Below are 22,867 nucleotides of genomic sequence, written 5' to 3'. Positions count from 1 at the left end.
TATTGGTTATTATAAAGATAGGTCGAAAACCCCCAAAAAGGAACATGAATTCCTTATTTCTGCCATTATGCTGAGAATTGAGACAAATTGAACAACGTTTGATCAGTAAGATCAAATGTTAATTCCTCAATTAGCATAACAATTCACTCGGTTACGGAATGAATTGAACCAACCAAATATAAATTGTAAATGAGCATGAAAAAAAAATTACACTTTAGCAAAGAGTTAAAGCTCTGCTTTATTCTTAGTTCATTATTTATCCTCTGTTGCCAGGCAGTATTTGCTCAGAGCAACATAACTGGAACCGTATCAGATAAATCTGGGCCATTAATAGGAGTTGGGGTGCAGGTCAAGGGTACATCTGCGTCTACCACGACAAGTCAGAATGGTGTTTATACCATTTCAGTGCCTAATGCCGGAAATGCAGTTCTTGTGTTTTCTTATATTGGTTACACTACTCAGGAGGTTCTGGTTAACGGCCGATCTACCGTAAATGTGTCCTTAGTTGAATCAGCTTCTGATTTAAATGAAGTAGTAGTTGTTGGTTACGGAACGCAAAGAAAAAAGGATCTGACTGGTGCCATTTCTGTTGTAAAGGCAGCAGATGTTAATAAGAAACAAGGTACTACTGTTGCTGAATCTTTGCAGGGACTGGCTACAGGGATCAAAGTTAGGGGAGGGGGAGAGCCGGGGTCTGAAGCCCAGATTCAAATCAGAGGATTAAAAAATTTATCGATGACTAACCCATTGTATGTTATTGATGGTTTAATTACAAATGCCAATCGTGATTTTAACCCTGCAGATATAGAATCCATTCAAATACTGAAGGATGCCTCTGCAGCAGCGATTTATGGATCCAGGGCAGCCAACGGAGTAATTATCATTACCACCAAAAAAGGGGCAGAAGGGCCCATGAAAATTGAGTTTTCAGGAAAAAGCAGTATACAAACTATCCCTAGATATGATCTTGCCGGAACTGAGGAATTTTCAAGGATAAACTTCATGGCATATGATAATGCCGGGATAGACCGCCAAAAATTGGATCTAAATACAAATACAGATTGGCAAGATGTGGCATTTAGAAATGGAAATATGCAGGATTACAATTTGAGTTTTTCCGGAGGCTCTAAGGATGCAACGTATTTTGTCTCAGGAGGATATTTTGGAAATAAAGGAACTGTTATCAGCACAGACTTTGACAGGTATAGTTTCAGGGTAAATACCAAAGGGACTAAGGGAATTTTTACCATAGGTGAAAATCTGGCAATTACCAGTGCCAAAAAAAATGAAATGTCTGGAAATCCAATTGTAGATATCTTTAGAATGCTTCCTACAATCCCAGTTTATGATCCCTCACATCCAGGTGGTTATGGTTATGGCGATGAAGTAAAAGCCCGTACATTTGGAACTAACCCACTTGCAATAGCTAACCTTGAGGATAGGGTTAATCAGAATCTAAGAATCAGAGGGAACCTGTTTGCCGAACTCCAATTAATTAAACCGTTAAAATTTAGAACAAGCCTGGGATACGAAACCAGCAGAGATCATTATACTTATTTGAAAAAAGATGGATTCTGGACACTTAATCAGGCATATGATCCCGCTATATTTAACGAAAGTAGAGGAGAATCATCAACAATCCTGATAGAGAATACCTTAACTTTTAATAAAGAACTTGGTAAACATACCCTAAATGTTATTGCTGGCCAATCTTACCAGAAGGATAATCTTGCAACGATGTGGGGAACCAAACGTAATATTTTGCTGAACCAAACTTCAGGACATTATTATGATGTTCTGGATCAGGGAAATGAGCCGCAAACCGGTGGTTACAGACAGCGTGTTGATTTGATTTCCTATTTTGGCAGGTTAGAATATAATTATGCTGATAAGTACTTGCTTAATGCAATTATCAGATCTGATGGGTCATCGCGTTTAGGCAAAGACTATAAGTTTAAAAGCTTTCCTTCTATATCTGCTGCATGGCGTATCAGTAAAGAAGATTTCTTCAAATCCTCATGGATTGATGATCTGAAAGTAAGAGCAAACTATGGTACCCTGGGAAGTGGAAATATTGGTCCGTATGATTATATCGCTTTAATAAATACTTTCTCAACAGTTTCTTTTGGCCCAAATGGACATACTCAATCTGGTGCTGCACAGGTGCAATTAGCAAATGCTGATTTGAGATGGGAAATATTACGTCAGCAAAATTATGGGTTTGATGCATCCTTCTTAAATAATAAACTAACTGTAACTGCTGAATATTTTATTTCAAAAACAAAAGATGCACTTCTTCAATATCCTATTCTTATTTCAACGGGAAATGATGGTGGGAATCCATTTGTAAATGGTGTTTATCTTGGAAATCGGGGCATGGAGTTTACTGCCACTTATTCAGAAAATTCAAGTGACTTTAAATACAATGTGACCGCAAATTTAACTACGCTGAACAATAAGATTCTAGATCTTGGTTATGGTAAGAACAAAACATTTGTCGGCAATACCGTTACTGAAGTTGGTAAGCCACTTGGTATGTGGTACGTGTTACAAACAGATGGCTTATTCCAGAGTGCAGATGAAGTTGCTAGTTATAAAAATGCTAATGGTAAAGTTATTCAGCCCGCTGCTCAGCCAGGTGATATTCGTTATAAGGATAACGATGGTGATGGTGAAATCACAAATAAAGACAAAGTTGTTGTTGGGAGCCCGTGGGCCGATTATGAGTTGGGTTTAAACATCGGAGCTTCGTATAAAGGATTCGAGTTTTCTATGGATTGGTTTGGCTCTTTTGGAGCTAAAGTATTTAACGGACCAAGAAGTGTCACAGATAATTTTTCCGACAACTCTAATTATCGCGCCGGTGTTCAGCCATGGACTCCTGAAAACCCTAATACAAATATCCCCCGTGCTTTTTACGGAAGCACAATTAATGCCAGAGGTGACACCGACCGTTGGCTGGAGAATGGAAGTTTTGCCCGCATGAAGTATATCGGTATTTCTTATAACATTCCAGCTACCGCCCTTAAGAAAATTGGGTTTAGTACCGCAAGGGTGACACTTTCCGGACAGAATCTGATCACCATTACCAAATATACAGGTCTTGATCCTGAATTTAGTAATGCCAGCATTTTCGAAAAAGGATTTGATTATGGTGCTTTCCCCAATTTGAGAACAGTATCTCTTGGTTTAAACTTCGGATTTTAATAAAAAACAAGATGAAAAAGATAATTTCAAAAATATTAATATTAGGCGTAATAATTCTAATGTCTTCCTGTAAAAAGTCGTTGTTGGATCAGGATAGCCCCAATACACTGACAGTTGATCAATATTGGAAAACTGAATCAGACGCAAAAAAAGGTATAAATGCCGCGTATGCCATGTTTTACCAAAATGGAGGATGGAACAGGTGGATTTATTTCAGACTCGACCTAACTTCTGACGAAGGATGGAGCAATAGTCCGTGGACTGAACTAGGCGACTGGACGCGCTTCCAGTACATTAACTATAATTTCTGGGAAGGAAATGTAAATACTTACAGAGATACATACAAAGCAATTTTTAGGTGTAATCAGGTTTTGACATTTGTACCTGAAATACCATTTGCAGATGAGAAAGCAAAAGCGGAAATTTTAGCACAAGCAAAATTCCTTAGAGGATTTTATTATTACTATGCCGCTATATTGTGGGAGAACTTCCCTATTGTAACTACCATTCAAAAACCAACAGATTTACCTGAACAAAGCACCTTAGCTCAGGTTTGGGCACAGGTGGAAAAAGATTTAACAGAGGCAAGCGCTGATTTGCCAGAACAATGGACTGGAGATGAGGTAGGTCGCGCCACTAAAGGCGCAGCACAAGCTATGCTGGGTAAGACATTATTGCAGCAACATAAATGGGCTGACGCTAAAACTGCTTTGGATTACCTTGTTAGCGGTGCCGGTAAAAATTATTATGATCTTGTTGATTATAAAGATAACTTCAGGGCAGAAAACGAAAATAACAAAGAGTCTGTTTTTGAAATTCAATTTTCTGATGCCAACAAATCTGCTGAAGGCGATATTCCCAGCTCTAATATGGGCAGTAACCGTGCGCAGTTTTTTGCACCTAGAAGTATCGGATGGTCAGATGGACAAGCCAGATTCTGGTTGGTTAATGAGTTTAAAAAAGAGAAAACTATTGATAATAAAATTGATTCAAGGTTAAGATATACATTGTTCTACCCTGGTCTTGAAGCTGATTTTGGTGATAAGATTTATGGCAGAAGTTGGGCCTGGGGTGCTGATGAAGCCTGGTTCAAAAAATATTCACGTGACTATATGCGCAGTAATGAAGACTATTTTAATCAGGTTAACAACAGGGTAATTCGCTTTGCCGATGTTTTACTGATGTATGCAGAAGCATTAAACGAGCTTGGGCAAACAGCCGATGCTTATCAGTACGTAAACCGTGTACGCACCAGGGTAAATATGGCTGGCCTAGCTACTGCCTATCCTGCAATTGGTAACAACAAGGATCTGTTCAGAGAACGATTGAAAGTAGAAAGAAGCTTAGAGCTTTGTGGTGAAAGTGTTAGATGGGCCGATTTAAAGCGATGGGGTGATCTCGACAACAAAGCTAATGTAGATAAAGTTGCATTACGCGACCCCGACTTTAAGAACTTTGTGGTAGGAAAGCACATCAGATTACCATTGCCACAGGTCGAAGTAGACAATAACACCAATCTTTCACAGAACCCTAATTATTAATTCAGAAACTATGTTTTTAAGAAGTGTAACCGTTATTCTGTTATTGCAAGCTATAGTTGGTTGTAGCAAGAGTCAGAAAAAATCTGAGCCTGATAAAGACAAGCCTGCGCCTGCTATAACCACATTCACAAATCCCTTGCTTAGCAGCGGACCAGATCCATGGGTTATCCAAAAGGATGGATATTACTATTATATGAATACTCAGGGAACCCAGGTTTCTATACGTAAAACAAAAGCCCTTTCGCAGTTAAGCAGAGCAGAGGTTACGGTGGCTTATAAGGCGCCTACTGCAGGGGCAGATTCAAAGAATATATGGGCACCAGAACTACATTTTCTGAACAACAAATGGTACATCTATTATACCGCGGGATCGTCCGGAGATTTATCTACCCAACGCATGTTTGTGTTGGAGAACAGTAATGCCGACCCTACAAAAGGTACCTGGGTTGTAAAGGGACAGATAAAGGACAACAATGCTGATTTTTTTGCCATTGATGCTACGGTGTTCTCTAACAACGGTAAAAATTACATTATCTGGAGCGGACATATTTCAGCAACTGATAATACCCAGCGATTATATATTGCACAGTTAGCTGATGAACCATGGAAGATGGCCACCCCAAGAACAGAAATTTCTACTCCTACTTACGACTGGGAAAAAATAGGTTCACCTCATGTAAATGAAGGGCCCGAAATTCTAACCAACAAGAATGGCAGAACCTTTCTGATATTTTCGGCCAGTGGTTGCTGGACGGATGATTATTCGTTAGGTATGATCAGTTTAAAAGAGAACGGCGATCCGCTGAAACCGGCAGACTGGACCAAAACAGATAAACCCGTGTTTACTAAAAAACCGGAAAGCGGAGCTTATGGCCCGGGCCATAACAGCTTTTTTAAATCACCCGATGGAACGGAAGACTGGATTCTTTACCATGCTAATCCCAGAGCGGGGTTAGCATGTTCTAACGACCGTAGCCCAAGGATGCAGAAGTTTAGCTGGAATGCCGATGGAACACCAAACTTTGGTGAACCTGTAAAGATCGATACGCCAATCCTAAAACCTTCAGGTGAATGAGAGTAGCTATCCAAATCTGTACTATAGTACACTTCTGCGCACTGTTGTCTTTTGGCTGCGGTAAAAAGAACGAAACGGTTGGTGTTCCACAAAAACCATCTGTTAAAAACCATATCGAATGGGATTATAATACCTTAAAAAAGGTTTCATCATCTGCCGCAGGCGAAAGGTATTGCGGATATGCCAGGATGATTCAATTGCACGATCAATCGCTCTTAGCCATATATGAGGCCGATGGAAATATTGTTGCTGTAAAAAGTACCGACCTGGGAGCTACCTGGTCGGCACCTGTTTCAGTTGCCCAACGTGCCAATGGCACAAATATGTCTGTCCCGGATATATTGGAATTAAAAGATCATTCCTTACTGGCTTGCTACAACCCAAGGCCCTATGATATTTCACCTTCCAGAAAATTCGGTATCCGTACCAAGAAAAGCTATGATGGGGGACTAACATGGAAAGACGAAAAGCTGCTTTACGAAGCAGGATATGAATTTAAGAATGGATGTTGGGAGCCTTCAGCCCTGCAACTGCCCAGCGGAGAAATTCAGCTATACTTCGCTAACGAAGGAGACTATCTCAATTCCGATGAGCAGAATATCTCTATGCTGCGTTCCAGCGATAACGGACAAACATGGACCGGAAAACCTCAAATTGTAAGTTTCAGAGCAGGGAAACGAGATGGTATGCCAGTGCCCTTATTGCTTAATAATGGAAAAGAAATTGTATTTGCTATAGAAGACAACGGGTTTGATACTTTTAAACCTTACATCATCAGAAATACTTTAAAAGACAATTGGGCAAACACTGTAGACGCTGGCAGCCCCAACCGAAGCTATGCGCTGGCAGATAAAATTGCCGACAATATTTATGCAGGCGCACCTTATTTAAGGCAATTGAAAACCGGCGAAACCATACTTTCCTATCAAGGCACCGAAGGGCGCGCCAATAAAATGGAATTTGCAGATATGAAGGTGGTTATTGGAGATGATGAGGCTCGTAATTTTAATAGAAAATCAACACCGTTCATTATTCCAGCAAACAAATCGTGCTTATGGAGTAGTGTAGCCGTTTTAAACGACAATACCATTGTTGCGGTAACCAGTACAAATGCATATTCCGACCATTCTGAAATTTGGATGATAAAAGGACGTTTGGTGCAGGATCCTATAGCACTTGCCGATCCTACTATATTTCTGGATAACGACAAGTATTACTTATATGGTACTAGTAGTGATAAGGGCTTTGAGGTATATGAATCATCAGATTTAAAGAACTGGAAAGGTCCTGTAGGTAAAAACAACGGTTTCGCTCTTGTAAAAGGAGAATCTTTTGGGAGTAAAGGCTTTTGGGCCCCGCAGGTTTTTAAACACAAAAATGCCTATTACATGGCCTACACTGCTGATGAACAGATTGCAATAGCAAAAAGCGATAGCCCGTTGGGGCCTTTTAAGCAGGAGCAGATAAAGTCGCTATCCGGTATTGGCAAACAGATAGATCCCTTTGTGTATTTCGATACCGATGGCAAAACCTATATGTACCATGTAAAGCTTAAAGAAGGCAACAGGATTTTTGTTTCTGAGATGAAACCTGATCTTTCCGATGTATTGCAGGAAACCACCAAGGAATGTATTAGTGGTGTGCTTCCATGGGAAAACACAGAGAAAACAGATTGGCCGGTTACCGAAGGGCCAACAGTATTAAAACATAAAAACCTTTATTACCTGATCTATTCTGCAAACGATTTTCGCAATAAGGATTACGCAGTAGGTTATGCCACCTCAACTTCGCCTACGGGGCCATGGAAAAAATATGCAGGCAGCCCGATCATAAGCAGAGAAAAGCTAAAGTATAACGGAACAGGACATGGCGATTTGTTTACCGATAAAGTGGGAAATTACAAGTATGTAATGCATACTCACCATTCTGCTACAAAAGTCTCGCCACGGTCAACCGGAATTATAGATGTAAAGTTTGCCAAAGGCGATGAAGTGCTGCAAGCCGATGAATCGACATTTAAACTTCTTTTTACTGATGCCGAAACCAAATAAAAACACCACATTTAATAAACATACAGAATGAACAAATCACTAAATTATAACTAGAACCTTTAAAAATGAGAAATCTAAAAACCTATTATCTAGCACTATGCTTGCTTGGGCTTACGTTTCAGTCGTGCGTACAAAAACCAGCGGATCAAACATCACAAACAGAACAAAAGCCAAGAGATATATGGACTGTAGAACAGGCCAACAAATGGTACGAGCAATGGGGCTGGTTAAGAGGTAGCGACTTTATACCAAGTACTGCAATCAATCAATTAGAAATGTGGCAAAAGGAAACTTTTGACCCTGCAACTATTGATAAGGAACTAGGTTATGCTGAAGGAATTGGCATGAACTCAATGCGTGTTTACCTGCACCATGCTGCCTGGCAACAAGATAAAGATGGCTTTAAGGGAAGGGTAAAACAGTATCTTGATATCGCCGATAGGCACCACATCTCTACCTTGTTTGTGCTATTTGATGATTGCTGGAACCCAACTTTTAAAACCGGAAAACAACCGGAACCAAAAATTGGTATTCACAATTCCGGTTGGGTAAGAGACCCGGGAGATCTGTATTATCAGGACTCTACGCTTGTAGATACGCTTGAAACTTATGTTAAAGATGTATTAACAACGTTTAAGGATGATAAACGCATTGTACTTTGGGATCTTTATAATGAACCTGGAAACTCAAACTATGGCAACAAAAGCATGGATCTGCTTAAAAAGGTATTTGAATGGGGCCGTACAGTCAACCCTAGTCAGCCACTTTCTGTAGGGGTATGGAAATTAGATTTGAAAGAACTTTCAGATTATCAGATTCAGAATTCTGACGTAACTACTTATCATAATTATGGTGATGTAAAGGATCATGAAAAATGGATTGATACACTTAGAAGTGTCTCTAAGCGTCCGCTTATCTGTACTGAATATATGGCAAGATCAAGAAACAGCTTATTCAGCAACATTATGCCTATCCTTAAAAAAGAAAATATTGGGGCTTACAACTGGGGCTTAGTTGCAGGAAAAACCAATACAATTTATGCATGGGATAGCCCGATGCCTGATGGAAACGAACCTAAACTATGGTTTCATGATATTTTTAGAAAAGACGGAAGCCCATATAAAAAAGCAGAGGTCGATTCTATAAAAATGCTTACTGGGAAACAGTAGGTGTCTAAAATTCTGTTACCACGGCCGTCATCTCTCTTATTGTTGAGATGACGGCCTTTTAGTAATCTCTTGTTTGGCTGAATCGAGGCAGGTTAACGACTGGGAGCTCATTGCTTCGGAAAACAGCTGCCTTTTTCCGAAGAAGTCTCGAACGAGTGTTAACGCAGGGCATACCAAGCTCCATAAAAGAACCATTGTTAATCAGAAAATAAATGCATTAAAAAGCATAAATTATTGTATGTTCATTGACGAAAATCAACATGTTTTGTAAATGGTTCCATTTGATATAGATAATCAGACTTTAAACGATCTGGAGATATTTGAAAGTGCTGCTAGTGAAAGATGCATTTTCTCTTTTTTCGACTTCAGCTCAACAATAGGAGGGAAAGAAAAACTTAGGAGCCTTTTTAATCACCCTCAAACTGATATTCACATTATTGAAGAGCGAAAAAAACTCGTCGAATATCTGTTGAAGTATAACAAAACTATAGCGTTCGATAAGGAATCGCTTGATTTCATTGAGTTTTACTTACGGCAAAATGATAAGCCCAACCAGCCAGTTGCTTTAGATATTATAGGGGTTACTTCCAGATTTTTCTTTAAGAGCAGTCAGCAGCAGTATTTAAGGCAACGCGGGGCTCAGGAAGTATTAAAGCTGATCCATTTATTATATGATTTTTGCGGCGAATTAATTATTGAGAACGCTCCTGAACTACTAAAATCACTCCACAATAAAGTTCATGGAATTATAGACAGACGGCCCGGCATCAAACAACATAATCAATTAAGACCTGACGCCTTTAAACTCTTTGAGTTAGAGAAATACGATTTTATAATCAGAAATTCAGAGATCACAGAAATTAAAGAATTACTGGATGTTTGTTATTCATTAGATGCCTATTTATCCGTTGCAAAATCTGCACGCACTTACGGCTTGTCATTTCCTGTATTTAGTTCTTCAAAGGAGAGATCAATTGTAATTAAAGGGGTATTTCATTTATTTGTCAAGCACCCAATACCCAACAACATCGATTTCAGTACTGATAAAAATGTTTGTTTCATTACAGGGGTAAATATGGCAGGGAAATCGACCTTGCTAAAATCTATTGCAATATCCATATACCTGGCCCATTTGGGCTTTCCTATTCCTGCAGAAAGTATGGAAACCAGCATTTTTGATGGCCTCATTACAACAATCAATCTTTCAGATAATTTGAATCAGGGATATAGCCACTTTTATAATGAGGTATTAAGGGTAAAGCAAGTTGCACAAAAAGTAACCACATCTAAGAATATGGTGGTTATATTTGATGAGCTGTTTAGAGGAACGAATGTAAAAGATGCCTATGATGCTTCGCTTTCAATCATAACAGCGTTTAGCCAGATCAGAGGGAGCTTTTTTGTTATTTCAACACATATTGTTGAAGTGGCTAAAGAGCTAAATGATAACAGTAATGTTAATTTCCGTTTTTTGGAAACCAGGATAATAGATGGGAAACCTATGTTTACTCATGAGCTTAAAGAGGGGATAACTGATGAACGCATGGGTATGTGGATAATTGAAAATGAGGGGTTAATGGAAATATTGAACAATATGACACATTGTAACAAATAAATGCCCGCCAGATTTAAGTATTTATGGTAATTTTGCAAAAGAAATAACCCGGTAAGTTTATACAAACACGCCGCTAAATATAAAATAGAAGTGAATATGAAAAGAGTAGTAGTAACAGGTTTAGGTGCTGTAACCCCGGTGGGAAATACAGTAAAAGAATTTTGGGACAATATAGTTGCCGGTAAAAGTGGTGCAGCTAAAATAACAAAATTTGATACCTCAAAATTCAAAACCAATTTTGCTGCTGAAGTGAAAAACTTTGATGCCGAAGCCTATATTGATAAAAAGGAAATCAAGAAATATGATTTGTATACTCAGTTCGCTATTGCAGCCAGCGATCAGGCCATTAAAGACTCAGGATTAGACTTTACAACAATGCCCGAAATTGAACGCTATGAAGTGGGGGTGATTTGGGGATCTGGAAATGGTGGTATTGGTACTTTTGAAGAGCAATTGAAAGAGTACCATCTTGGTGATGGAACGCCTAGATTTAGCCCGTATTTTATCCCTAAAATGATTGTTGATATTGCCGCTGGTGTAATTTCAATACGCAATAAACTTCATGGCCCTAACTATGCTACTGTTTCGGCATGTGCATCTTCTAACACTGCAATTATCAGCGCTTTTGATGCCATCCGTTTAGGTAAAGCTAACATTATGGTAGCAGGTGGTTCCGAGGCGGGTATTACTGAGTCGTCAGTAGGTGGTTTTAACTCGGCACATGCCTTATCAAAAAGAAACGATGATCCTGAAACTGCCTCGCGTCCGTTTGATGTAGACAGAGATGGTTTTGTGATTGGTGAGGGTGCCGGTGCTTTGATTTTAGAAGAACTGGAACATGCTCAAAAAAGAGGTGCACATATCTATGCGGAAATTGTTGGTGGCGGTATGGCAGCTGATGCTTATCACCTTACTGGTACTCCACCGGATGGTTTGGGCGCATCTTTAGGTATTTCCAAAGCACTTGCTGATGCAGGAATAACTCCTGATAAAATTGATTATATCAATGCCCATGCAACTTCTACAGGTTTAGGGGACTCTGGAGAATTGAATGGAATTAAAAAGATATTTGGCGATTTGCCGGTTAAAATTAGTGCAACCAAGTCTATGACCGGCCATTTGCTGGGTGGTGCAGGTGCTATAGAAAGTATAATCAGTATTCTTGCCATCAGGGACGGAATTATTCCGGGAACTATCAACACTAAAAATCTTGATCCTGCAATTCCTGAAGGCTTAAATATTGTATTGGGTAAATCTATTCATCAGCCGGTTAATTACGTGCTGAACAACACATTTGGTTTCGGTGGTCACACTGCAACTTCTGTGTTTAAAAAGTATGAGGCATAGTAAATAATTAATTGTTTTACTTAGGGTGGCATTTCTAACTTTACAATAATCGTCTTTATTTCAAAGACGATTATTGTATAAATTGTCTTTGAAATAAAGACAATTTTATAATTTATCCCGAAGGTGGATTCGCTTGACCTATACAGCTAAGCTGGATCCTCACTGATCCAGACACCAGGAACAGGAAAATAAAAGGGCTACTTAAAGCTGCCGGTTATTGTAGGGCTAAGGAAGCATGGGTTATCACGCTCGATGAAGAAGAATTAACCATAGACGGTGTACATATTCTAATAATGCCAGTTTGGAAATGGATGTTAAACTTCTAAAGCTATACCAAAGCCCGAATTGGACTTTTGTTCTCCTAAAAATAAAGATTTAACTTGCCTGTATGAACATAGAATTCAATAAGAATGAAGACGTTAATAAACAGTCAGTTTATGACTTAAAAACACGGCTCAAAAAGATATATAAAGGTGGGGGAGAGAAGAATGCTGCTAAACAAAAGGACAAGGGTAAACTACTGGCAAGAGAACGTATCTTTTACCTGATAGATAAAGAAAGTCAGTTTCTGGAAATTGGCGCTTTTGCGGCCGATGAAATGTATGCGGAGCAGGGTGGCTGTCCATCTGCCGGTGTGGTTTGCGGTATCGGATATGTATCGGGCAGGCAATGTATGATTGTTGCCAACGACGCTACCGTAAAAGCAGGTGCCTGGTTTCCTATGACTGCAAAGAAAAATCTTCGGGCACAGGAAATTGCAATGGAAAACAGACTGCCGGTAATCTATCTGGTTGATAGTGCAGGTGTTTATTTGCCCATGCAGGATGAGATTTTCCCTGATAAGGAACATTTCGGACGAATGTTTAGAAACAACGCCATCATGTCGGCCGATGGGATAGTACAGATTGCGGCAATAATGGGCTCTTGTGTAGCTGGTGGTGCTTATTTGCCAATCATGAGTGATGAAGCAATGATTGTTGATGGTACAGGTTCTGTGTTCCTGGCAGGGTCTTATCTTGTTAAATCAGCAATTGGCGAAGATGTAGACAATGAAACCCTGGGTGGGGCTACCACCCATTGTGAAATATCAGGCGTTACCGATTATAAACATCCTAATGATCAGGCTTGTTTAGATAGCATTCGTAACATTATGAGCATGCTGGGGACGCCTCAGGTAGCTGGATTTGATAGGATTAAGCCTGCTTTACCTAAATTAGATCCCGAACAAATTTATGGGATACTGCCAGAAAACAGAGAAAAGCCTTACGATATGCTTGAGGTAGTTCATCGCTTGGTGGATAACTCTGAATTTGAAGAATATAAGAAATTGTATGGACAGAGTATCATATGCGGATTGGGCCGTATTGATGGCTGGGCGGTTGGTATAGTTGCCAATCAGCGTAAAGTTGTTAAATCCAAAAAAGGGGAGATGCAGTTCGGGGGGGTAATTTATTCTGACAGTGCTGATAAGGCAACACGGTTTATCATGAACTGCAATCAGAAAAAAATCCCTTTGGTGTTTTTACAGGATGTTACCGGCTTTATGGTAGGTAGCAGATCTGAACATGGAGGCATCATTAAAGATGGTGCAAAAATGGTAAACGCGGTTGCAAACTCAGTTGTGCCTAAGTTTACCATCGTGATAGGAAATTCTTACGGTGCCGGTAATTATGCCATGTGTGGTAAAGCATATGATCCGCGATTGATTTATGCCTGGCCAAGCGCCAAAATTGCCGTAATGGGTGGCCCGCAGGCTGCTAAAGTACTGCTGCAGATTCAGGAAGCATCGCTAAAAGCAAAAGGAGAGGTGATTACACCAGAAAAAGAAGAAGAATTGTTAAAAGAAATCACCGATAGGTATAACAGTCAGACTACTCCTTATTATGCTGCGGCAAGGTTATGGGTTGATGGTGTTATTGACCCTTCAGAAACCAGAAAAGTAATTTCTATGGGTATAGAAGCGGCCAATCAATCTCCTATAAAGAAGCAGTTTAACGTAGGTGTTATACAGACCTAAGCGGAATTATAATCTGGAAATCACAATGTTGCCTTTGTTGTGCGTCAGCGTTTGACGGATAGCGGGATAAAGCGTAATTTTGTACTTTAATAAGAAAGAAACATATATGTCAGAAGAAATAGAACACGTTCAATGTTTAATTATAGGTTCAGGTCCGGCAGGATATACTGCTGCAATTTATGCAGCCCGTGCTGATCTTAAACCGGTTATGTATACTGGTATGGAACCTGGTGGTCAATTAACGCAGACTACTGATGTTGATAATTTCCCGGGATACCCAGGTGGCATTATGGGTCCTGAGATGATGGAAGATTTCCGTAAACAAGCAGAACGTTTTGGAACTGATATCCGTTTTGGATATGTAAGCTCTGTAGACTTTTCATCTTTGCCCCATAAGGTAGTTGTTGATGAGATTAAAACCATCACAGCTGATACTGTAATTATCTCAACAGGTGCCACAGCTAAATGGCTTGGTTTACCTAGTGAACAACAATATAATGGTTTTGGTGTATCTGCATGTGCGGTATGCGACGGCTTTTTCTTTAAAGGGCAGGACGTAGCTATAGTTGGTGCCGGTGATACTGCTGCTGAAGAGGCTACTTACCTTGCAAAGCTTTGTAAAAAAGTATATATGATTGTGCGCAGAGATGAGTTTAGAGCTTCAAAAGCTATGGTACACAGGGTATTAAATACACCAAATATCGAAGTGATTTATAACTCTGAAACTAAAGAAATTCTTGGTAACGGTAAAAATGTTACTGCGGTAAGAATAGTAAACAATCAATCTGGTGCAGAAACTGATTTGCCTGTTGAAGGTTTCTTTGTGGCTATTGGCCATAAACCTAATACCGATATCTTTAAAGGATGGTTGGATATGGATGAAACTGGTTATTTAAGAACAATCCCTGGAACTTCGAAAACCAACATAGAAGGTGTTTTTGCCAGTGGAGATGTTCAGGATCATTACTACCGCCAGGCGGTTACAGCTGCGGGTTCTGGTTGTATGGCTGCTTTAGATGCAGAGCGTTATCTGGCGGCTAAAGAGCATGAAGTAAAAGAAGTGTTGTAAGTAACATTTTAATGAAAATATGGGCAGAATCGTATGGTTCTGCCTTTTTTTTGCCCACCTTTCTCTAAGATTTTTTTATCTTGGGGCTTGATTTAAAATAAATTATTTAACCTAACACATGAAAAGATTATTATCAGTTGCTCTCGTGGCATTTATGTCTGTGAGTGCTTTTGCACAAACAGATGCCAATATGGGCATTATTCCTGCACCCGTATCTGTAATAAAGAAAAGCGGAGCCTTTAAACTGGACAAAACTGTTGTATTGTTGTCTGCAGACGCAGCCAATGCAAAGATGGCAGATTTGCTAAACGCTTCTATTACTACGAAGGCAGGATTTGCACTTAGAGAAACAAAAGCTTTAAAAGCAAATGAAAGAGCAATTGTATTGACCTCGGTAGGCGCCGATAAATTGCCTGCAGAAGGTTATACTATTGATATTACTGATAAAAAAATCACAGTAACAGGTAAAGATGCAGGATTGTTCTACGCAGTTCAGTCTATGATCCAGTTAATGCCTGAAAAGAAAAATAATGAGTTAACGATAAGTGCGGCAGAAATTAACGATTATCCTCGTTTTAAATACAGGGGGATGCACCTTGATGTTGGACGCCACATGTTCCCGTTAGCTTTTATCAAGAAGTACATCGACTTAATGTCTCAATATAAATTAAACAACTTTCACTGGCATTTAACCGAAGATCAGGGATGGAGAATTGAGATCAAGAAATACCCTAAACTAACTACAGTTGGTGCAACCAGAAGCGGTACCATTATTGGTCACCACCCTGGGGTAGGTACAGATAACAAAGAGTACAAAGGTTTTTATACTCAGCAAGAGGCCAAAGAAGTTGTTGCTTATGCAGCAGCAAGATTTATTAACGTAATTCCTGAGATTGAGCTTCCGGGCCATGCTTCAGCAGCAATTGCGGCTTATCCGGAATTAAGCTGTTTCCCTAACAGAGATACTTTTGTTGATGCGAAAACACCTTGGTCTGGTTCTAGAAAAGGAAAGCAAGTGCAACAACAATGGGGTGTATTTGATGATGTATTTGTTCCTAGCGACAATACCTTTAAATTTTTAGAAGATGTTTTGGATGAGGTAATCGCGATTTTCCCTTCTAAATATATTCATATCGGTGGTGATGAGAGCCCTAAAGAATACTGGAAAGAAAGTGAGTTTTGCCAGAACTTAATTAAAAAACTTGGGTTAAAAGATGAGCACGAATTGCAAAGCTATTTTATCCAGCGAATCGAAAAACACATCAATGCAAAAGGCCGCTCAATTATTGGATGGGATGAGATTCTTGAAGGTGGTTTAGCACCTAACGCTACCGTAATGTCGTGGAGAGGCACCGAAGGTGGTATTGCTGCGGCAAAACAAAACCATGATGTGATCATGACCCCAGGCGGACCTATTGGACTTTACTTTGATCATAAACAATCTAATTCTGTTGATGAGCCAACAAATATTGGTGGTTTAGCACCTTATTCTTTAGCATATGCTTACGATCCAATGCCAAAAGAATTAACTGCAGATCAGCAGAAACATATTGTAGGTGTACAGGCTAACCTATGGACTGAGTATATTCAAACTCCTGAAAAAGTGGAGTACATGATTTTACCAAGAATGTTCTCATTAGCTGAGATTGCATGGAGCAAGCTTGACCGTAAGGACTTTAAAAACTTCTCTGAAGAACGTATTCCTGTACATTTGGCCAGATTAGATAAAACCAACACGAACTACTGGGTTCCAACTCCGCTTGGCTTAACAACTGAGAAGGTAGTGAACGGTGAAGAGATTAGTCTTGATTTGAAAGCACCAATACCAGGTTCAAAAGTATTTTATACTTTAGACCTTACGCGTCCGTCTGAAACCGCGACCTTGGTCAACAGTCCTGTTAAAGTGATTGTTCCTAAAGGAGAGAAACGTGTTTTAAAAACAATTGTAATTACTCCAAGTGGTAAACGCAGCGTTGTTACAGAAACAATTTTGAACAATGGTGCTTCGGATGTAAAAACTAAATAGTAGTTTGCATTGTATAAATTGTATTTACATTAAAAAGTAAATGATGAAATTGATGAAATACTTAATAAAGCAGCCTCTTCTATTTGCGGGGCTGCTTTTATTGGCTTCCTGCGGTGACTCTTCTAAGAAAGATGAAGCCGTAAAGCAAAGTGAACCTGTTGCCACTAAGGAAAAAGGTCAGTTTGTTTTTTACAAGGATATTGCAATAAGACCAGGTATCAATTTTGAGGTAGTAAGCTGGGGTAAAGGGGTTGATAGTGTAGGTGGTTATCTGATACTGATGTCCGATTCGCTTAAAAGCAGTTACAAATCGTTTTCCAATGAACGTAGTGGCATTATAACTGATGCATGGAACATGGATCTGGATAACGATGGTAATCCGGAAATTTACATCGAGTTATTAAGTAAGAAGAATGTTCTGGATCTCAATGTTTTCGAATATTCGGATGGCAATTTTAACAAGATCACTTTCCCGGCATTAAGCGATAGAGCTAAAAAGACCTACGCGGGTAATGATAAATTCGTTATCAAGAATGGCGACTTGTTTCGCACTTATCCTATCGTAAATTCAAAGGACACTACCGAAAAGGATGGTACTCTAAAAACATTACAGTATAGACTTAGCGGCAATAGCTTCTCTATATCTGAAATAAAAGAATAGGCTTATATCAGCTTATTGGTTCTTGCAACATTTATGGCGTCAGCTTTCGAGTTGACGTCTAATTTAATGTAAATGTTCTTTACATGAGTTTTAACCGTTTCTACATCTATAAACAATTGAGTAGCGATCTGACCGCGATCTTTTCCCTCGGCTATTAATTCCAGTATCTGCGTTTCTCTTTTAGTAAGCGGCGAGTGCTGGTTCTTTTGAAGAGACATTATTACTTTCTTTGAAACATCCGGGCTCATGGGCCCGCCACCGTGCATTACCTCTTTAATTGCGTCAATTATTTTTGATGAAGGCGTATTCTTGGTAAAGTAGCCCGAAGCACCATTTGCCAGCGCATCCAGTATTATTTTTTCGGTTTCATATACGGTAAGCATAATGATGTAAACATTAGGCAGCATCCTTTTTAGCTGAGGTAAAGCATCAATACCGCTTGTTCCTGGTAGCTGTATATCCAGTATGATCACATCCGGATTGTCTTTTGCAATTTTAAGTTTTGCAACATCAAATGAAGGGTAAGCGTTTACAACAGTATAGGGAGAGGTATTGTCTATCAGGTAGTGGTAGCCTTCTCTAATGGTTTTGTCGTCTTCGATAATTACAATTCTAGCGGCTTCCTGACTAGGCATTTTTAAAATGTTTTAAGGATGAAAAATTAAGAAGTAATAATATACTGGTGCCATTGTCATTAGAAATGATCTTTAAATCGGCATTTATTCTTTTAGCCCTTACGTACATATTGTTCATGCCATGCCCGTCTTTAGCATGAGCTACATCAAAGCCTATTCCGTCGTCCTGAAGGGTGATCAACAGCGTGCCGTTGTTTAATTTGGCTTCAAAATTTATCACCTTAGCCTTGGCATGTTTCAACGAATTATGTATCGACTCCTTAAAGATCATCAATATGTTTCTACTCATATCTAATGATAACTTGGTGTATTTATTATTGAGATCAATATCAAATTTAAACAGAACAGGGGTTTCATTAACCATTTCCTGCCCGAAATCTTTAATGTGGTTCAATACCTGATCTAAGGAATCGTTTTTTGGATTTAACGACCATAATATATCTTTAGTTCCATTGTACAGTTCATCAACATTGCAGCGGATCTTTTTTAAAATATTTCTTTTTTCGGTATCATCTTTATCGATCATACTACCCAATACTTCCGAAAGAACTGTTATTCTGGTTAGCTTGTTGCCCAGGTCATCGTGAAAATCTTCAGCAGTTTGTTTTCTGATCTTAAATTGTTCCTCCAGTTTTATTTTTAGTCTTAATTTGCGCCTACGCTCATTCAGCATCAGGATGATATATACTATAAATAATATCAGCAGGATAATAAGTATCACAATAAAGAACTTAAAAAGCGGCGTTTGATAATATGCTGGTCGTATTTCAAATGCAACTGAGGCCGTATTAGCTGAAAAAAGTCCGTCTTTGGTAATCACTTTTACTTCGAAAGTGTATTTTCCGGGAGGGATAGCAGTGAAATTCATGGACGAATTACTGCTTGGCTGACTGAATTTATTATCCAATCCAATTAGTCGGTACCTGTACATTACAGCATCGGGATTTTTCAAATAAATTCCGGTATAGCTAATATTGATGTGATTGTGGTTATAAGGTAGTGTAAGCACACCCTCAACATATTCAGGCTTGTAGTTTGGTGTTATGTTTACTGAATTGATGTAAATGTATGGGTTTACTTTTTTTTCTGAACTAGGATTTACGCCATAAACAATAACACCTTTAGTTGTGCCAATCCATACATTGTTGTCGTGTTGGAGTATGGCATTCTGATTGCACTCTACCAGTAGCTCATCCTCACTTTGTGTTGGTATAATTGTAAAGTTTTTAGGATCAATCCTATCAATGCCTCTTCCGGTTCCAACCCATATTGTTCCCTTTTTATCTTCTAGTAAGCTATAGATATGATCAGATGCAATTCCAGACTTTGTATTTAAAAATTTTGTTGCCCCGGTTTTAATATTCCAGATCACCAAGCCATAATCTGCGGTCCCAAAAAGCACATAATCCTTATGTTTAAGCATACAGAGTATGTTTGAACCCGATAAGCCCTTAATCTTTAACGGCGTAATTGTTTTCTTATTTACAATTAACCATGCTCCATCCTGGGTGCCTAAAATTACTGAATCGCGGCCCAGTTCCATTAATCCACCACCAAACTGTTGGGTAATTCTGGTAAGTTTTCTGGTGTTCACGTCAAAGGTTAAGCATCCGTAATTGGTTGATAGCCATATGGTGCCACCACTATCCTCGATCATTGCATTGTATGCTATATGCCCCTTATCTGTATCCATGCGCTCCAGGCGCTGCCCGTTATGCCTCCAGAGGCCACCACCGGGAGTGCCTACCCAAAGATCATTTTTACGGTCGTTATATAAGAAATTAATGCGGTAGGAATCCGGATTTTGAGAGGGTATTTTAATGTTTGTTATCTTTTGATTCTGTTTGTATTCATACAAGCCACCATATGAGCCTAACCATATTGATCCTGGAGTAGGACCGTTGGCAATGGCCATTACAATTCGGCTTTCTATTCCTTGTGTTTCATCAAATGTTACGTAGCTGTTATTGGTAAACCTGAATAAGCCTGAACCATCTGTGCCAAGCCAGATGTTGTTCTCTACGTCTTTAAATATCTCATTAACAATATTATCTGTAAACCCATTTTTGGAGTTGAAATGGATAACACTGGCAGGGGTGATGTAGTAGGCACCCTTGTTTGTACCTATCCATATTGATCCTTTGCCATCCTGAGCTATGGCATTGCATTTACTTGTAATTTCGTTATATGCTTTATCAATGGTGTTGTTCTGGGCAACGTAGATCCCTTCGGGCGTTAAAAGCCATACCTTTCCTTTGTTAAGTCTGTCTACTAAAATATTAGTAACTACTAGGGTTTTTATTTTTTCATCTAATGGCCATAGTATCCATTTACCTTTTTCAAGATGATATAACCCTTTGCTATGAACGGCTACCCATATGTTACCTGAATAGTCTGTTTTAAGAGCCGTAACTATTTCTGTGGTATCATTTGAAATGGTTATTGGTTGATCTTTACTGGCGTTGTATAAGTGTTTGGCTTTTATACTATAGGTAGTTCCATCTTTATCGGTAGCCAGTGCACTAACCCATTTTTTTGTGTCAGCCGAATTGCTGAAATTTTTACCATCGTATTTTGATAAGCCTTTGGCAGATCCTATCCATATTTCATCTTTTTTTCCTGCGGCCAGTGCAAGAATGAAGTTACTGCTTAGACCACGTGTTTTAGTGTAATCGGTAAACTGTTTGCCATTAAAACAGCTGAGCCCTCCAAGGGTCGAAATCCACAAGCGACGCTTGTTATCCTGCGTAATAGCAGTTACCTGCGATTGCGTTAGACCATCCTCTATGTCATATTGTTCAAAGTTATACCGCTGGGAAAAACCATCGGGACAATAGCTGAAAAGGATGAGAAAAAGTAACAATATCTTTTTGCCCACTTGATACGGAAATACAAGGTTAATCCGATTGTAAATATATTTATCAATATACAATTAAAAAATCACCCCTGAAGGGGTATTTTTTTCATTTACCTCAAAATACCCCTTCAGGGGTGAAAAGAAACACGATATCCCGGTTTAATTTTGATTAGAAACTTTGAACATTGAAGTTGACTGATTTGAGTTAAACACGCTAATTTAATTGTGATGAGTAGTAATAGAATACTTGTTGGTAATAATGAAATTGTAAGTCAAAATTCCTGTGCCAGCAGCTTCGCTGGCTTAACAGGAAAGTATTCCATTAATATGGTATTTAATGGCACTGCCGACTATAAATTAGGCAAAAGGGAGTTGAGATTGCATCCAGAAAACTTTATATTTCTAAATAGCCATACCAACTATTCCAGCAGAATTGATTCAGCAATACCGGTAAATGCACTGTCTGTTTTCTTTGATCCCTCTTTCGTTCAGGATTTCGAATATTCGAGAAAAAGTCAAGCTGTTTTATTGGATAACCCATTTGATTATAAATATGAGAACCCGGTTTTTGTAGAAGCTATTTATCCTTTGCAGGGTGCATTAAAAGATGGCCTGTTAAATCTTGGAACACTTCTTAAGAGCAATACAACTAATCAATTGCTCTTGAATGATTGCTTACACAATTGTTTGTTAAATTATTATGGCATATACAACACTGAAGTGGTAAACCGGACTGCATCATTGAAGTTTCTTAGTCATGTTACCAAATCCGAAATATTAAGGCGCCTGTCTATGGCTAAGGATTATATCATCAGCAATTACAATAAGAACATCCGACTGGATGATATTGCACAGATGGCTTGTTTGTCGATAAATCATTTACTCAGGACCTTTAAACAAGCGTATCAGCAGTCGCCACACCAGTTTTTAACAACATTCAGACTCCAGCAAGCCAAGTACTACTTAAGAAATACAGATTATCCCCTTAGCGAGATTGTAGATATGGTGGGCTTTGAATGCCCAAGTTCCTTTATCAGGTTGTTTAGAAGTTCATTTAACGTTACTCCCGGCCAGTACAGGTAATCTGTACCGTATACGATGCTTTTTAGAGTACACGATATGTGTTTAGTTTAAAAATTTTTAGAAAAAATGGTTATGAAAAGAAAAATCCTATTGTGCATGGCGATACTGGGTATCTCCTTCACTGTTGCGTCCGCCGATACTGATAAACCAGCGGCAAGTGTAAATTTAAAATCAAGCTCTGTAATAGAAGCTTACATTGATGCAAATGTTCACTGTAATGCGGCATTACTTAATCAGGTGATGGGTAGCGAGGCTGTGCTAAAAATAACCAGGCAAGGTAAAATTATAGAACAAAACAAAAGGGATCTGGTAGATTTTTATAAAAAAAGAGGCGACATTACATTAAACTGTACCTCGAATTTCGAGATCTTATCTACTAGCGATTGCGTAGTGATGGTAAGGGTAGATTTTAAATATCCATTGTTTACCCAGGAGAACTATGTAACTGTTGTAAAAGATCAAAACGGCATTTGGAAAATAAGCCAGATCCACAGATTTAATGGCTAAAAAAGAA

Annotated in this window: 15 protein-coding genes; 13 read left to right on the top strand and 2 right to left on the bottom strand. The window is 39.0% G+C overall.

Translation table 11 applies throughout. The features are described from left to right. The first annotated feature begins 195 nt into the window (after positions 1-195). The 11 genes from AC6CH7_RS13970 to AC6CH7_RS13920 all read left to right on the top strand — a co-directional run bounded on the left by AC6CH7_RS13970 (position 196) and on the right by AC6CH7_RS13920 (position 17,778). A complete protein-coding gene (locus AC6CH7_RS13970) occupies positions 196-3,207 on the top strand; it encodes a SusC/RagA family TonB-linked outer membrane protein (RefSeq protein WP_498263327.1) in 3,012 nt (1,003 codons plus the stop codon). A gap of 11 nt (positions 3,208-3,218) precedes the next feature. Continuing rightward, positions 3,219-4,748, top strand: a complete 1,530-nt coding sequence (locus AC6CH7_RS13965; protein WP_498263326.1) for a RagB/SusD family nutrient uptake outer membrane protein — start codon at positions 3,219-3,221, stop codon at positions 4,746-4,748. 10 nt (positions 4,749-4,758) lie between these two features. Continuing rightward, positions 4,759-5,823, top strand: coding sequence for a glycoside hydrolase family 43 protein (locus AC6CH7_RS13960; protein WP_498263325.1), 1,065 nt, complete (start codon positions 4,759-4,761; stop codon positions 5,821-5,823). Beyond that, entirely contained in the window at positions 5,820-7,874 is a 2,055-nt protein-coding gene (locus tag AC6CH7_RS13955; RefSeq protein ID WP_498263324.1) for a family 43 glycosylhydrolase, read from the top strand. The genes AC6CH7_RS13960 and AC6CH7_RS13955 overlap by 4 nt, the downstream gene beginning before the upstream one ends. Before the next feature lie 65 nt (positions 7,875-7,939). Then, the gene (locus tag AC6CH7_RS13950) at positions 7,940-9,043 is read left to right on the top strand and encodes a cellulase family glycosylhydrolase (protein ID WP_498263323.1); all 1,104 of its coding nucleotides are present in this window, start codon (positions 7,940-7,942) and stop codon (positions 9,041-9,043) included. Between the two features lie 271 nt (positions 9,044-9,314). Beyond that, positions 9,315-10,658, top strand: a complete 1,344-nt coding sequence (locus AC6CH7_RS13945; protein WP_498263322.1) for a MutS-related protein — start codon at positions 9,315-9,317, stop codon at positions 10,656-10,658. 96 nt (positions 10,659-10,754) lie between these two features. After that, on the top strand, positions 10,755-12,005 hold the full coding sequence (gene fabF / locus AC6CH7_RS13940) for a beta-ketoacyl-ACP synthase II (RefSeq protein WP_498263321.1): 1,251 nt from the start codon (positions 10,755-10,757) through the stop codon (positions 12,003-12,005). Positions 12,006-12,393: 388 nt separating this feature from the next. Beyond that, positions 12,394-14,022 (top strand): acyl-CoA carboxylase subunit beta, encoded by a 1,629-nt coding sequence (locus tag AC6CH7_RS13935; RefSeq protein WP_498263320.1) that lies wholly within the window; start codon positions 12,394-12,396, stop codon positions 14,020-14,022. 106 nt (positions 14,023-14,128) lie between these two features. Then, positions 14,129-15,091 carry a thioredoxin-disulfide reductase gene (trxB, locus tag AC6CH7_RS13930; RefSeq protein WP_498263319.1) on the top strand — a complete coding sequence of 321 codons (963 nt, stop codon included), beginning with the start codon at positions 14,129-14,131 and terminating at the stop codon, positions 15,089-15,091. Positions 15,092-15,209: 118 nt separating this feature from the next. Then, the gene (locus AC6CH7_RS13925; protein ID WP_498263318.1) at positions 15,210-17,117 is read left to right on the top strand and encodes a beta-N-acetylhexosaminidase; all 1,908 of its coding nucleotides are present in this window, start codon (positions 15,210-15,212) and stop codon (positions 17,115-17,117) included. A gap of 52 nt (positions 17,118-17,169) precedes the next feature. Further along, positions 17,170-17,778, top strand: a complete 609-nt coding sequence (locus AC6CH7_RS13920; RefSeq protein ID WP_498263317.1) for a hypothetical protein — start codon at positions 17,170-17,172, stop codon at positions 17,776-17,778. A 2-nt stretch (positions 17,779-17,780) separates the two neighbouring features. On the opposite strand, the gene AC6CH7_RS13915 is transcribed toward AC6CH7_RS13920, so the two are convergent. Beyond that, positions 17,781-18,413, bottom strand: a complete 633-nt coding sequence (locus AC6CH7_RS13915) for a response regulator (protein WP_498263316.1) — start codon at positions 18,411-18,413, stop codon at positions 17,781-17,783. Beyond that, positions 18,406-21,291, bottom strand: coding sequence for a ligand-binding sensor domain-containing protein (locus tag AC6CH7_RS13910; RefSeq protein WP_498263315.1), 2,886 nt, complete (start codon positions 21,289-21,291; stop codon positions 18,406-18,408). Before AC6CH7_RS13910 ends, AC6CH7_RS13915 begins: the two co-directional genes overlap by 8 nt. A gap of 207 nt (positions 21,292-21,498) precedes the next feature. On the opposite strand from AC6CH7_RS13910, the gene AC6CH7_RS13905 reads away from it, so the two are divergent. Then, positions 21,499-22,353 carry a helix-turn-helix transcriptional regulator gene (locus AC6CH7_RS13905; RefSeq protein ID WP_498263314.1) on the top strand — a complete coding sequence of 285 codons (855 nt, stop codon included), beginning with the start codon at positions 21,499-21,501 and terminating at the stop codon, positions 22,351-22,353. Between the two features lie 72 nt (positions 22,354-22,425). After that, positions 22,426-22,860: a nuclear transport factor 2 family protein gene (locus tag AC6CH7_RS13900; RefSeq protein ID WP_498263313.1), complete on the top strand. Its 435-nt coding sequence runs from the start codon at positions 22,426-22,428 to the stop codon at positions 22,858-22,860. Positions 22,861-22,867 lie beyond the last annotated feature (7 nt).

This window comes from Pedobacter sp. GQ55 (assembly GCF_059758925.1).
The sequence above is the reverse complement of the archived record's forward strand: the minus strand, read 5'-3'. Positions and strand labels throughout refer to the sequence as shown.